Source organism: Variovorax sp. Soil_C_39 (assembly GCF_057656815.1).
The window spans coordinates 409,357-423,765 of record NZ_JBDGJQ010000004.1 but is presented as its reverse complement, the minus strand read 5'-3'; the positions used below and the strand labels follow the sequence as shown (position 1 = coordinate 423,765).

General features: G+C 72.5%; 5 protein-coding genes. 1 reads left to right on the top strand and 4 read right to left on the bottom strand.

The features are described from left to right. The first annotated feature begins 142 nt into the window (after window positions 1–142). Window positions 143–514: a hypothetical protein gene (locus tag AC3A6J_RS13455; RefSeq protein ID WP_487860447.1), complete on the top strand. Its 372-nt coding sequence runs from the start codon at window positions 143–145 to the stop codon at window positions 512–514. 25 nt (window positions 515–539) lie between these two features. Here AC3A6J_RS13455 and AC3A6J_RS13450 read toward each other — a convergent pair whose 3' ends face one another. The 4 genes from AC3A6J_RS13450 to AC3A6J_RS13435 all read right to left on the bottom strand — a co-directional run bounded on the left by AC3A6J_RS13450 (window position 540) and on the right by AC3A6J_RS13435 (window position 14,309). Further along, window positions 540–1,013, bottom strand: a complete 474-nt coding sequence (locus tag AC3A6J_RS13450) for a YbaB/EbfC family DNA-binding protein (RefSeq protein ID WP_487860446.1) — start codon at window positions 1,011–1,013, stop codon at window positions 540–542. Window positions 1,014–1,132: 119 nt separating this feature from the next. Then, entirely contained in the window at window positions 1,133–1,774 is a 642-nt protein-coding gene (locus tag AC3A6J_RS13445; protein ID WP_487860445.1) for an RNA polymerase sigma factor, read from the bottom strand. A gap of 11 nt (window positions 1,775–1,785) precedes the next feature. Then, complete coding sequence (locus tag AC3A6J_RS13440; RefSeq protein WP_487860444.1) at window positions 1,786–13,224, bottom strand: filamentous haemagglutinin family protein; 11,439 nt, start codon at window positions 13,222–13,224, stop codon at window positions 1,786–1,788. A gap of 89 nt (window positions 13,225–13,313) precedes the next feature. Beyond that, window positions 13,314–14,309 carry a FecR family protein gene (locus AC3A6J_RS13435; protein WP_487860443.1) on the bottom strand — a complete coding sequence of 332 codons (996 nt, stop codon included), beginning with the start codon at window positions 14,307–14,309 and terminating at the stop codon, window positions 13,314–13,316. Window positions 14,310–14,409 lie beyond the last annotated feature (100 nt).

Sequence of the window (14,409 nt, the reverse complement as noted above, 5' to 3'; positions counted from 1 at the left end):
CGCGGAAGTGCCGGAAGTCATCTCTGGTGCGCGGACCTTCGCGGGCGTGTTCGCCGGACGCTACGAACAAGGGGCGCGCGGCCGTCTTTCTCCTGACTTTCACCCAGCGCACACTGCAGGGTTCCGTCCAATGGAGGCGCCCATGCGCATGGAATTCCTGCAGGGCTTTTTCCCGGCCCTCGCGCTGTGCGGCCTCTGCGCCGGCGCAGCAGCACAGGCACCCGCCAGCAACACCGACCCCGACAGCTGCGTCGAGGTCGTGGTCAACGGCGAGCGCACGCCCTCCTACGCCTGCCTCACGCAGAAGCTGAGTCCTGCAGCGCCGCAGCGCGGCACCGGCGATGCACCTCCCGGGATGGGCTCCGAAGCGATCGTGCAGCGCCCATCCAACCAGCTCGGGCTGTTCAACCGCGCAGCGACAGGCCACCGCATGGGCAACACCTTCGGCACGTCGGTCCATCCGCAGCGCCCGCCGCCGGTGGTGCCCTCGTCGCCCCTGATGAACGGCCGCTGAGCACGGCCGGGCCCTCGCCCGCCCCTCAGGTGTGCGACACGAGACGCAGCGTGAGCTGCAACACCATGGGCTGGCGCATGTCGCGCGGCGGCGGTTCGGCCAAGGGCTTCGCCGTGAGCACCGCGCGCAGGTCGGTGTCGGCCTGCGCGTCGCCGAGCGGGTCGAAGGCCACGCGGTCGATGCGGCCGGTCGGCCCGACCCAGACGCGCACCACGAACGGTGCGGGCGGCACGGCCCGGCCTTCGTCGCGCATGCGCGACTGCATCGCGGTGTGCAGGCGCACCACCGTGTCGTCGTCCGGGTCGCTGAGCGACGACTGCAGTTGGCTGCTTGCACGCGTGGCGTAGCTCACCCAGTGTTGCGGCACCTGCTGCGGCTGCTGCTGCGGCTCGGTCTGTGCGGCCACGGCGGCGCTGGCGAGCCCCAGGCCGAGCCAGCCCAGCGCGCGGCGCAGGCGGCCCCGTGGGGGCGCAGGTGTCGAAGCAACAGCAGCAGTCATCGCGGTCTTTCAGGAAGGAAGCCCAACGCGACGCGCGCCGCACCTGCGGCGCACGCGGTTGCGCGGACTCTCAAGGAGACGGTCCGCGCCGCACCGGACTGCGGTTTGTCACCAAAACTTCATGAAAATCCGCGCCCCGGACGCAGCGCGCGCCTTGCCGCGCTGACGCCTGCGAGCGCCTGTTGACCGGCGTTGCCCGCGCAGTAGTCGAGCGCCTGGCGCAGCGCGGTGTCCACGCCACGCAGCGACAGCGCGTACCGGCTGGCGACCTCGTCGCGGGTCATCTCGTCGATGCGCAGCGCGACCAGCACCGAGCGATGGCGGCGCGGCAGGCGGTCGATGGCGCGCTGCACGGCCGCGAGGTCGGAACGGGCCTCGGCGATGCGCTCGGGGCCGGGCGTGTCGTCGGCCAGGTGCTCGATCTCGCCGTCGGCGTCCGCGCTGGTGTACTGCCACGAGCGGTTGCTGCGCATGCGGTCCATGGCCGCGTTGCAGGCCATGCGGTAGACGTAGGCGCTGGGGTTCTGCACCGGCGATCGCACCTCCAGGTGGCCCAGCCGCAGCCAGGCATCGTGCAGGCATTCGCTGGCCATGTCGGCACAGCCCAGGTGGTGGGCCAGCCTGCGTCGCAGCGCGTCGTAGTTGGCCGCAAGAAACTCCCGCAGCGCAAGGCGGCGCTGCGCCTCGTCGAGCGGCTCGTTGGCCGCTTCGTCGGCCGCGGGCGATGGTTGCTGCTGTTCGCAAAGGGCAGTCGATGCCATGCGTGAGCCTCTCAGCGGTCCTGCCGCAGGCGGCGAAGGTCGTCGCTGCTCAGTTCGGCCCAGTGCGCGGGGTCGATGTTCGGGCCCATGCCCACCACCTGCACCGGGCTGCGCGCGTCGTAGTTGCTGGCCGATGCACCCGCTGGCAGCCCGCGCGCAGGCGGCGAGGCGTCGGCGCCGCCGGGCGCCGGCTCGTTGCCGAAGCCGAGCACGCGCACCGTGAAGACCGAGGGCAGCGCCTGCCGCGCGGCCGCGCGTTCGCGCTGCACCACGTCCTGCGCCGCGGCCGTGGCTTGCGCTGCCGCCGCGCTCGCATTGGTGAGCGCGCCGATGTTCACCGCCGCGATCACCGGCAGGCCCTTGGTCTCGCCCTTGACCTGGATGTTGTCTGCGTTGAGCACCTGCAGCGCCGCGATGTTGAGGTTGCCCGCCACGCGCAGGCCCGCATCGCCCGCGTTCACCGTGCCGCCCGGCGCGACCAGGTCCACGTCGCCGTCGCCCACGGTGCCGATGCCGCTGCCGCTCATGTCCGATTTCTCGCGGACCACGGTCGTGCCGTCGAGGTCGGTCACCACTTCGGGTGCCGAGGGCACGCGCAGCGTCTTCGAGCCGCGGCCCGCATCGATGTCGCCGATGGTGGACCAGATGATCTGGTCGCTGCCCTCCTGCGTCACCTCGGGCACGAACGACAGGATGCGCGACTGGTTCACGGTGACGTCGTCCCGCGCGAAGATGTCGATGTGCCCCGAAGCCAGCGTAACCAGGCCGTAGCCGGCCGGCACCGTGGCGCCGAGCGCGGCCACCTGCAGGCCGCCGCCGGGCGTGAGCACGTTGATGTCGCCGCCGGCCTGCGTGCGCAGCATCAGGGTGTTCGCCGCCACGTCGCCCTTCCAGCTGTCGCCCGGGAACAGCGTCTTGATGGCCGCATGGCCGCGGTTGTAGCCGCCGTTGCGCGGCAGGCCGCCAGTGCCCGGCTCGTTCTGGTCGCGCCCCGCTTCGCGCAGTTCGAGCAGGTAGACCTGCCGCAGAAACTGCTGCTGCGCGAGCTGCGGCAATTGCTGGAAGCGCGCCCACGCGTCCAGCGGCGCGAGCGTCTCGCCGGTCATGGTCTTCATGTACGACACGAGGCCGCGCCGCACGGTCTTCTCCTGGCCGCCCGCGCGCACTTCGAGCTGGTCGACCAGGTGCAGCGGCAGCACCGTGCCGTCTTCGGTGCGGGTCTTCAGGTAGTCGGGCATCGAGGCGACGGCCGCCGGGTCGAGGTAGGCGCGGGCCATCGCGTCGTAGCCGACCGCACTGTTCAGCCCGGCCATCGCGGTGATCGCGGCGCCCTGCTCGGGCAGGCCGTTGACCTGCGTGTCGGGCATCGCGCGGTTGTTCGCGTCGTAGCGCTGGTTGCCCAGCGTCTGGACCTGCAGGTTGTCGGCGTACAGGTCGCGGCCGGCGGCCAGCACCAGCGTGCCGGGGCCCTGCATCTCGATGTTGCCGGTCAGGCCCTGGCCGATCTGGCTGTCGGTGTTGAGCGCCGCCACGCGCTCCACCGCGAGGATGTCGTTGCCCGCCTCCAGCAGCGTGACGTCGGAGGCGCGCAGGTTGCGCCCCGCCACGCGAACGCCGCGGATGTCGGTGCCCGCGCGCACCCAGGTCTGCTCGTTGGCCCTCAGGTCCAGCCCGATGATCGAGCCCTGCGAGGCATAGATGCGGCTGGGCTCGAAGTCGTTGGCGAGCGGCAGCACGTCGGGGTTGCCGACTTCGCGCAGGTACGGGTCCCGGATGTAGGAGGCGCCCGGCCAGTTGATCATGTTCTCGAGCAGGCGGTCCAGGTCGACCTGGTTGAACGGCGAGTTCGAGCCCCCCGGCAGAAAGCCGGACGGCATCATCGCGGGCGTGGCGTAGGCCATGGCGAGCTGGCCGCGGTCGAAGCGGATGTCGTTCTTCGCCACCAGCGTGACGTCGTTCGTGGTGCCCGGCAGCACGTGCAGCGGCCCTTCGATGCTGAGGCCGCCGTTCAGCGCGGCCGCCGAGAGCCGCGCCGGATACCGGTTGCCGCCGAAGCCGACGAGCGTGTCGGTGTCGAAAGGGTTGAGCGACAGGTCGCGGAAGATGAAGGTCGCGCGGTTCACGAAGGTGATGTCGCCGCCGGTCGACACCAGCTTGAGCGCGCTGCGGTCGGTGTAGCCGCTCATGTAGGCGCCGTAGTTCAGCAGCTGGCCATCGTTGCGCAGGCCTTCGCCGTAGGTCACCAGCAGCGGGTCGATCACCGACTGCAGGCGCAGGTCGCCCGCGGTGCGCAGGCTCAGCGTGGCGTCGCCGAGCGCGAGCACCGGCGCCACCGTGTAGTCGGTGGTGGTGGTGCCGCCGTTGCTGTCGTCGCGGGTCAGCACCACGGTGCGGCCGACCGCCGTCTCGCCGGCGCGGATGTCGCCCGCGCCGCGCGCCACGTAGTACTGGCCGCCGCGGATCGCGCCGCCGGCAGTCACCGTCATGGCACCGCCGTTGCGTACTTCCATCGCCATCGCTTCGCTCGCGGAGCGGCCGCCGCGCATGCGCATGTGGGTCGGCAGCGCGACCAGCAGGTTGCGCAGGTCGCCGCCCGCATCGACGCTGACGTTGCCGCCGCCCAGCGCGCCCACGCCCTGCTGGAACTGCCCATGGTTGACCCACCAGCTCGATTGCTCCGGCGCATGCTGGATCAGGCCGTAGCTGCCGTCGGGCAGCACGCCGTACTCGTTGTTGGTGTACACGCCGAAGTAGCGCTCTTCGTTGAGGTTGCCCTGGCGGTTGAGCCATTCGGTGAAATGCTGGTCCGACGGCGCAGCCTCGATGCTGCCCTGCGCGCCTATGGCGAGGTTGCCGCCCTCGACGCCGTAGCGCGCGTTCGGGTTGGCGGTGGTGAAGTCGCTCCACGCGGTGGTGTCGCGGCGTCCGGCGGTGTAGACCACCGATTCCTTGTGCGCCAGCACGAGGTCGCGGCCCGCGCGCACGTCGAGGTCGCCGGTGCCGGTGCGGACCTGCTTGCCCGCGCCGTTGTCGGGCGCCGGCTCACCCTCGGACGGCACCGCCGTGTTGGCCGTGCCAACCACGATCGATCCCTTGCCCTCGGCCTGCGCCGCCAGCGGCTTGAGCGCCAGCGCGTCGGCCGAGCCGAGCTCGCCGCCCGCCACCAGCCGCAGGTTCCACGACGCGCCGGCCTGCAGCAGGCCGCTGCGGTCCGCGGCATCGAAGCCGTCGCTCAGGTGGCCGTGGATGGCCAGGTTGCCGCCCGCGCGCAGGGTCAGCGTGCCTTCGCGCGCAGCGGCGACGTCGCCGAAGAGGTTCCAGTCGCCGTTCAGCGCCAGGTCGCCGGCGCTACGGATCTCGATGCCCGGCATCACGGCGAGGCCGGTGCCCAGGCGCGCGGCTACCGCGGCCGATGCGGCACGGAAGCGGCCGGCATCCGCGATCGCGTCGGCCTTGACCGAGTCGACCGTGGCGCCGTCGTAGTCCTCCACGTCGTAGACGCTCACGCCTTCGAGCACCGCCGAGCGTGCGCCGGCCACGGTGGCACGCAGCGCGGCGACGGCGAGGTCGTCGTGCGCAGCGTTCTGCTGCGCCCGCAAGCGCACCTTGCCGCCTTCGTTGCCGGCCACGTCGATCAGGCCGCCCTGCAGGTCGAGCTGCCCGCCCGCCGCTTCGAGCGTGACGCGGCCGTTGCCCAGGCTGCCGGTGGCGCCGGCCAGAAGCCGTGCGCCGGCCTGCATCGCCACGCCGTTGCCGCCGGTGATGCGGATGGCGCCGCCATAGGCCGAGCGCGCATCCACCGTGCCGGCAATGTCGATGCTGCCGCGGTCGGCCGTCAGGCCGAAGTCCTCGACCGTGGTCAACCCGCCCAGCACCACGTCGCCCTGGCGGATGCGGAACTGGCGCGACCGGTTGAAGCCCGCGTCGTTCAGCCGCTGGCTGAAGCCGGCGAAGTCGGGCAGCGCCTCGATGTCGAGCGCGAAGCTACCGGCCCGGCCCCCATTGGCACCGGCCTGCGCCGCTATCCGTCCGTCGAGCACGACCGTTCCGCCGCCCGACGCGGCGAGGCTCAGGGTGCCGGCGTCGCCGCCGCCCGGGTGCGCCGCCAGGTTCAGTTGCCCGCCCGCGTCGAGCCGCACGTCGCCGCCCACCGCCGACAGGTTGATGCGGCCCGCGTCGGCGTATTCGCTCACGTCGAAGAACTGCTTCGCGAAGCCGCCCACGTCGATCAGCGCGCCGTCGGCCACGACCAGGCTGCCACCGGTCGCGGTCATGTCGATGTTGCCGCCCAGCGCCACGGCCCGGCCGCCGAAGACGATGCTGCGGCCGGTGAGGCCGAGGCGCAGGCCCAGGCTGTCCTGCAGGTCGATCGATGCAGACGCGCTCCCCGGGGATGCGAGCACCTGCAGCGCGCCGCCGGTGGCAATGGTCTGCACCGCGCCGCCGCGGCCGGTGAGCAGCGGCGTGTTCAGCGTGAGCGGTGCGGCGCCGGTGTCGATGCCGCCCACGCTCTCGCCGACGATGCCTTCGCGGCCCGTGAGCGTCACGCTGCCGAAGCCCGAGAAGCTCTTCTGTCCGGCGCCCAGCACCAGCGTGGCCGCGTCCAATGTGAAGCCGCCTGCACCGGTGCCGCCCCCGGCCGTGGCACCGCCACCGCTGTTGGCGAGCGCGATGCCCTCGCCCCGGATCACCACGTCGCCCGCGCCGCGGCCGACGAATGCGGCGCCGTCGAGCGTCAGCGCCTTCAGGCCGGCCGCGCCCAGGTCGAGTGAGCCGTAGAAGTCGAAGTCCGAGTAGCTGCGCAGCGTCAGCCGCGTCGAGCGCGACAGCTGCGCGAGCGCGCCGCTGTCGAGCACCATGCCCTCGGTGCCGCCGCCGAAGCCGATGCGGCCCGCCGCCACCGACAAGTCGGCGCCTGCGATCTGCGCCGAGGCGGCCAGTTCGGTGGTGCGCGTGGCGTCGATCAGCAAGGCGTTACCGCCGTCGACCACGGCGCCCGCGCCGATGGTGACCAGCCCACCGCGCGCGGTGTCCACGCCCTCGCGGATGACCTTGACCGCGTCGCCGGTCGCCACGCGCACCAGCGCGCCCCAGTCACGGGCCGGCGTCGTGAGCACATCGTCGACGGCGTCCCTGGCGTCGATCACGCCGTCGTTGTTGTCGTCCGGCTGCCCGTCGGGGTCGGTGTAGACCGCCGCGACCTGGGGCTTGACGACCAGGCTGCCGGTGCCGCCGGTGCCGCGGCCTCGTGCGCTGACGCGGCTGCCTGCATCGATGGCCACCTGCTCGCTGGCCGCCAGGATGACTTCGGGGCCGAACAGTTCGGAGCCCTCGTCGTTGCGCACCACGATGTCGGTCGCGGTCACGTCCAGTTCGAGGCCGAGCGCATTGCCCTGGCGCTTGCCGCCCACCAGCAGGCTGCCGGCGCCGAAGTTCGACAGGCTCGCCGAATCGATGACAAGGTAGCCGTCGGCCTGCAGGCCGGTGCCGTCCTGCCCGCGGCCGACGATGGCGATCTTCTTGCCCGCGATGTCCACCAGCCCGCCGCGCCCGCCCGCCTCGGGGGCCGAGCGCAGCGTGCCGTCGAGCACGAGCCGACGGCCCGCGTCGAAAACGACCGCGCCGCCGTCGCGCGGCAGCCGCGGCGTGACCACGTCCTGGCCCGTCAGGCGGTATTGCGTGAGCTTGAAGGCCTCGGACGAGAAGAAGTCGTTGGCCGTGGCCTCGTTGTATTCGGTGTAGCGGCGCAGCGTGCCGCCGGGCATCACGCGCCAGGCCGTGGCCTGCGCGTCTTGGTTGCCGCCGTAGGCGTTGCCGGCGCGGCCTTGCATGACCAGGCTGCCGTCCGGCGCGCGGGTGGCGGGCGCGGGCGCGCCGCCCCATGCCTTGCCCGTGGCCTGCACCGCGAAGGCGCCGGGCAGCAGCGCGAAGCGCGCGGGCAGCAGGTTGTACCAGCCCGCTGCAAGGCCCGGCCCGCCGGCCAGCCAGACGCGCTGGCCGGCCGGTGCGCCACCGGCCGGCGCCGCGCCCGCCTGTCCGGGCAGGATCGCGTACATGCCGGGCACGTTCAGCACGTCGTGCGAGCCGCCGGGGCCGGGCACGAACTCCGAGGCATGCAGCTCGCCGCCGCCGGCGATGTCGACCACCGCGCCCGGCGCCAGCGCCACGTCGGGCGACTTCAGCGTGATGCGCTTTTCGGGCGGCGCCACCAGCGAGCCGCTCGAAGGATTGGCCGGGTCCACGGGCTTCGACGGGTCTTGCCAGTGCTCGTTGTTGGACAGCGTGCCGTAGGGCACGGCCAGGCCGGCACCCGACACCGAGGTGAGGCTGCCCGCACCCAGCGCGAGGCGCTCGCCCGCCGCCAGCTCGATCTGGCCGAACGGTGCGCGCAGCACGCCGTTCTGCGCGATCACCGGCGCTTCGAGGCGCAGGCTGCCGCCGGCCGAGAGCGGCGCGCCGCCCACATCGCCGAGGCGCTCCACGGTGATCGAATCGCCGGCACGGATGATGCCCGTCATGGCGGTCGCCGGGTACACCTGACCGGCGTTGAGCTGCAGCTGGCCGTCCACGTCCAGGTTGACCTGGAGCCGCGTCTCCTCGCCAAACTGCGCGGGCAGCGCGCCGCCCAGGCGGATCTCGCCGGCCTCGAGCACCGTGCGGCCGAAGCCGGTGATGCGGACGGCACCCGACTGGAATCCGCTCGGGTCGTCGGGCGAGGCGATGTCGATCAGCGCGCCGGCGACGCTCAGCTGGCCCGTCGCGCCGGGCGCTTGCGGTGCGGGCACGGCCGCGGTATCGGGCGTGGTCGCCAGCAGGATGTGCGGCGCGCGCAGCGACGACGACGAGGCCGCATGCCCGACGATCGGCCCTTGCAGCGAGATCGAGCGGCCCAGCGCGAGGTGCGCGTTGTCGAGGCGGATGGCGCCCTGCGCGGCAGTCACCAGCGCGAGGTCGGCAAAGCCACCGTCCCTGAACGCCTGCGGACGCAGCGTGAGCGCAAAGTGCTGGCCCGGCTGCTGGAGCGCGTCGCGCAGCAGCTCGCCCCCGAACAGCGTGTCGCGAAAGTTGTCCAGCGTCTGGGCCGAGAGGCCGAACGCCGCCGGGTCGAGCGGGCCGGGCACGCCGGGCGCTTCCAGGCTGTCGGACAGCACCAGTTCCTTCTTGTCCGCCAGGTGCGCGAGCAGCGCGGACGGCAGCACCATCGGGCCGGCGATGTCGTAGCCCCAGCTGCGCAGGCCGGGCGCCCAGTCGAAGTCCAGGCCCTGCTTCCAGTCGCCGCAGTTGCCGTCGACGAAGAAGCCGTAGCAGTCCGGGTCCGGCAGCGAGCGCTCCAGCTGCTCCAGCGGCGAGCCGTTCGGGCCCGAGGCCGCCATCATGTTCACGCGGATGCGGCCGCCGACGCCGCCGGGGCCGCCCGCCGCGCCGCGCATCGTGCTTTCGACCAGGCCCTTGCCGGTGATCTGGATCAGGCCGCCGTTGCTGTCGAGCGTGATCGACGGCACGCTGCGCGGCAGCCGCGTGCCGCTGGTGCCGGTGTCGGGCACGCCGTCGATGGTGCCGGTCGCGCCCGAGACGTCGATCAGCGCGTCCTTCTCGAGCGTGAGCTCGCCCGCCCGGATCTCCACCGTGCCGCCGTCGCGCACCTCGCCCACGCGGCGGCCGGTGCTGTCGGCGTGGATCAGCGCCGCGCCGCGCGCCAGCAGTTCTCCGCCGGCCTCGAGCGTGAGCTCCGCGCCCGACAGCACGATGCGCCCTGCCGGTGCGTCGAGCCGGCCGGCGACGGTCAGCGCGCCCAGCTCGCCACCGGCCTCCAGCGCCAGGGCGCCGCCGGTGTCGGTGCGCACCGTTGCGCCGCGCGCCACCCGGATCGGGCCGTTCTCGGTGCCGAGCGACAGCGATGCGGGCGTGCGCGCCGCACGCTCTTCGGGCCGCAGCACGCCCAGCGGCGCCACGTCGGCCAGCATCCGGCCGCTCGGCAGGTCGCGCCAGGCGAAGCCGCTCAGGTCGATGTTCGTGGCCTGCTGCGAGACCGTGACGCCTTCGGGCACCTCGATGCCGTGGCCTTCGCCGCGCGCGGCGATGGTGACCCGTCCGAAGCCGCGCTCGCCGAAGAGCGTGGGCGGCAGCAGGGTGACGGCGGCTGCCGCATCGTCACCGGTGGATGGGTCGGTCGGTGCGCTGTTCAATGCACCGCCGATCTGCACCGCCGAGGCGGTCTCGATCGACAGGCTGCCCGCCGCGCCGGCCGCATGGGCGCGCAGGTTCAGCGCACCCAGGTCGAGCTCGGGCGTCACGCCGGTCAGCGCGATCGAACCCGCATCGCCGACGCGCAGCGAGGGCAGGCCCTTCTTGCCGAGGTCGGCGCGCCCGCCGCCCGAGACGTCGAGCACGGCGTCGCGGTGGGCCGAGATCTCTCCGACGTTCAGCACGATCGCGCCGCCGTCCACCGCCCAGGCGCCGCGCGGTGCGCCGTCCCGCCAGGCGTTGATCCATTGGCCGCTGGCATCGATCCGGCCGTGCTCGCCCACTTCGAGCGTGCCGTTGACCGAGGTGAGCGAGATCCGCCCGCCGGCGGCGCGGATCGGCCCATGGATGCGGATGTCGTTCGTCGAGCCCTCGGTGCCGGCCACGAAGAGCGATGCGCCCGGCGACAGGTCGAGCGCGGCACCCTCGGCGAGCTCGAAGTCGCCGTTGATGTTGTTGAGCACGATGGTGCCCATGCCCGAGTCGCTGAGCATGCGGTCCGACAGGAAGGTCAGCTTGGGCGACTTCGGTTCGTCGGGCACGAGCGGCAGGTAGAAGTCTTCGCCGAGCGCGGCCTTCGCGTCGAAGCCGGGCCCGAGGCGCTTCGGGTCGTGCGTGACGATGATGGTGCCCGGCGACCACGGCCGGCCATCGGGCGTGTTCTCGCCCAGCTCGAGCCGGCCGCCCTGGTTGGCGGCCGGTTGCTGCGCCTGGCGGTCGCCCACCACCACGCCGCCGAGCATGTCGCCCTCGAGCACCATCGCGTCGCCCGCGAGGATATTCACGCTGCCGGCCTTGCGCCCTTCGGTGTAGCCGGCCTCCTTGTGGTTGGCGCCGATGAGCGGCGTGCGCCAGGTGTTCTTCACGCCCCAGCGCGCATGCGCGTTCGTGAACTCGCCCGCGATGCCGGTGTAGTCGGTCTCGGGCATGGCCCGGTCCATCGTGTGCACGCGGCCGTCGGCGCCCATGAGCTTGGTCGCGGTGTTCATGCCGTCGGTGTAGCGCACCGATCCGCCCGACACGTCGAGCATCGATCCCGCGCGCGTGATCACCGAGCCGCCGGCGCGCAGCTCGATGCTGCCCGCGTCGGCCGACAGCTCGCGCAGGTCTGTCTTGCCCACGCCGACCCAGCCCGTCACGTCGGCCAGCGGCGTGCCGGTCCAGGCGCCGGGAATGTAGGTCGTGCCGTCGGGGCCGAGCACCCATTGCACGCCCGCCATCGGGCCGTCGCGGAACACGCCGCCCATGCGGCGGTCGACGATCACCTTCTTGCCGCGCAGCCACGAATCGAGCAGCAGCGGCGAATCACGCAGTTCGTTGATGCGCAGCTCGGCCTCGATGAAGTTGCGCGACATGTCCACACGCATGTCCTGCAGGCCGGCCACGCTCAGGAAGGCGTCGCTGTCCAGGTAGATGCGGCTCGCGTCGCCGCGGCTGCCCGGCTTGAGATACGGGAGCAGCGTGAAGATCGGATTGGCCGCCGAGTCGGCCCTGATCGTTCCCGCCGGCACCAGCACGCCGGCGTTGGCCTGCACGTCGATCAGCTGCCCGAAGAGGCTCACGCGGCCGGGCTGGTAGCGCGTGGCGAGCGCGGAGTCCTCGATCTCGCTGGTGTCGGAGGCGTCGGGCAAGACCTGCGCGATGCTGCCTTCGCCGAGGGTCAGCGTGCCGGCCGACCAGTTGATCAGGTCGTTCACGCCGTCCGCGTACATGTGGGAGCCCTGCCCCCAGGCGCGCAGCAGGATCGAGCCGTTGCGGTTGTTCAGCGCGCTGGTCGAGGCCAGCACGCCCGACTGCCGCACGTCCTGCGCCTGCAGCGTGATGTTGCCGCGGTCGGCCTGCACCGTGCCGCTGTTGACCACCTCGTAGCCGACCGACTTGGCGCGTGCGGCCATCTCGGGCAGCACCACGTCGCGCAGGCCGAAGACGAAGTGCGCGTCGGAATAGACCTGCGCCAGCCCCAGTGCGCCCAGGATCTGCCCGCCGCCGAAAGCCCAGCCGGGCACCGCCGAGGCGGCCACATCGAGGCCGCGCGGCGCGTTCAGGTCCTGCGCGGAAGCGGTCTTCAAGAAGACGTTCTCGCCGGCCGCGAGGATGACCTGACCGTCGGGCGCGGCGATGTGCCCCGCATTGCGCACCTTGGGCGCAAACAGCATGACCTTGCCGCCCGCGGCCGCCGCAAGGCGCGCGCCGGCTTCGACCGTGACCGCGCCCGGCGCGGCGCCGGGATCGAAGCGGTCGACGCCGCCCATGCGGTCGGGCGTGCCGCCGCTGCCGGGCTTGAAGCCCGAGTCGCCATAGATCTCGGGCCGCATGGATGTGAATTCGCCGAACTGCGGAATCGCGAAGTCGTTGCCCTGGTTGGCAAGCACCTGCGGGTTGTTGATGCCCAGGTTGAACTGCTTGTCCGACAGCGCCAGGCTGGAGGCGACCAGCGTGCGCGTGTTCACCTGGCTGCCGCCGCCGAACACGATGCCGTTGCGGTTGACCAGGTACACCGCGCCGTCGGCCTGGATCTGCCCCGCGATCCGGCTCGGCTTGCCGCTCGGGTCGTTGATGCGGTTCAGCGCGATCCATGCGTTGGTGCCGTCGGGCTTGGCGCCGCCCTTCTGGTCGAAGCGCACGGTGGTGTTCTGGCCGACGTTGAAGCGCTCCCAGTTCAGGATCGCCTTCTCTTCGGTCTGCTCGATGCCCACCACGGTGCGGCCGCCGGCCACCGTCTGCACCGGTGCGCGGGCATTGAGCCAGCCGGCGGTGAGGCTGTTGGTGTCGACCTTCAGGCCGCCCTCGGCGAGGCCGTCGGGAATGTCCGAGCCGGCGTTCGTTGCGGCGTCGCGCGCGACGGCCTGCGCGGCCTGCTGCGCGGCAATGGAACGCGCGGCCAGGTTCAGGTTGCCGATGGAGCGCTGCAGCTGCTCGTCGGCTTTGCGCTGTGCCTGCGGGTCGGTCAGCATCGATGCCGGCATGCCGTTGGGCAGGCGGCCCGTGGCCGTTGCGGTGCTTTGCGCCGCATTCTTGCCGGCGAACCACGCGCCGCTGAATGCCCGCTGCGCCTGGGCATCGGCGAGCGCACCGTTGGCGACCACCACGATGGCAATCGCACGCGCCACCGGCGCCATGCGAAAGCGCCCACCGCGCGGGATGTCCGGCGCAGGCGCCGCGTGGATCGGTGTCGTTGCTGCGCCCTGGGGTCCGCGTGTGGTCATGGGTCGTTTCCGCCGGAAAGTTGAGTCGATGCACATCGACGAACGGGCACCCCATCTCCCGCAACTTATTTCTCCCGCAACTTATTTTTTCAACTCAGGACGACCACCCCGCCCGGTAGCGCGCGCGCCTGCAGATCGAAGGCGTGCTGTAGCTGCGCCAGCGCGAGGTCGAGCGACGCAATGTAGAAGCTGCCCGTGACGGGCCGGTCGCGCGCGGCCGCGTTCACCAGCACCACGCGGCCCGGGCGATAGCGGTTGATCTCGTCGAGCACGTCGGACAGGCGCGTCTCGGTGAACACCAGCGCGCCCTTGCGCCAGGCGGCGAGGCTTGCCGCGCCGACGAGCGCCACGCCGCTCACCGACCGGTTGTCATACACCGTCTGCTGGCGCGCGCCGAGCTCGCGCGTGCCGGCCGGGTGCTCCACGCGAACCGCGCCCTCGATGCAGGTCACGCAGACCTTGTCGTGCAGGTAGCGGACCTCGAAGCGCCCCGCCGCGGCCAGGCTGCGCCCGGCGCCCGCGACGACGCCGAAGGCCGGCCCGCCATGCCGGCCGGACGGCAGGTCGAAAGCCGCCTCGCCCGCGAGCAGCTCGACCCCGGTGGTCCGGCCGTCGGCCGTCTCGCGCCGGATGCGGGTCTGGGTGTTGAGCGTGACCTGCACCCGCTCGCTCAGGTCCACCACCAGTTGCTCGCCGGTGGCGGTGCGGTAGTCGGCGCCCCACTCGCCCGGTGCGGGCCACAGCCCCGCGGGCGGGCGGAACACGGCCACGCCTGCCACGCCGGCCATGGCCGCCGCACCGGCTGCGGCGCCGAGGAAGGCACGGCGGGGCAGCGCCGGCCGGGGCCGGTGGCGAGCATGGAAGGCCGCCGCTTCGGCATTGGCGCGCAGCAGCTCGGCGGAGGCCGGGCCGAGCGCGGCCCATTGCGCCTTCGCCTCCCGCACGGCCGCGGCATGCAGGTGGCTGCGCGCCAACCAGCGCTTGAAGCGCTCGGCGTCCTGCGGCTTGACCGCGCCCGAATGGAACAGGCGCAGCCATTCCCAGGCCTGGCGACGGGTTTCGTCGTCGCGCAGGGACGGGGTCATGGCGTCATGCGTCACGGCCGCGGCCTTTCAAGGGGCCACGGTCCGTGCTGCGGCGCGGGGCGATGCGGTGCTTCACCCCATACGACGAACGGGGCGGCCG

Excerpts from the sequence above, each read along its gene's own strand:
- AC3A6J_RS13440 (WP_487860444.1), bottom strand. The coding sequence starts at position 13,224 with ATGACCACACGCGGACCCCAGGGCGCAGCAACGACACCGATCCACGCG.
- AC3A6J_RS13445 (WP_487860445.1), bottom strand. The coding sequence starts at position 1,774 with ATGGCATCGACTGCCCTTTGCGAACAGCAGCAACCATCGCCCGCGGCC.
- AC3A6J_RS13435 (WP_487860443.1), bottom strand. The coding sequence starts at position 14,309 with ATGACCCCGTCCCTGCGCGACGACGAAACCCGTCGCCAGGCCTGGGAA.
- AC3A6J_RS13450 (WP_487860446.1), bottom strand. The coding sequence starts at position 1,013 with ATGACTGCTGCTGTTGCTTCGACACCTGCGCCCCCACGGGGCCGCCTG.
- AC3A6J_RS13455 (WP_487860447.1), top strand. The coding sequence starts at position 143 with ATGCGCATGGAATTCCTGCAGGGCTTTTTCCCGGCCCTCGCGCTGTGC.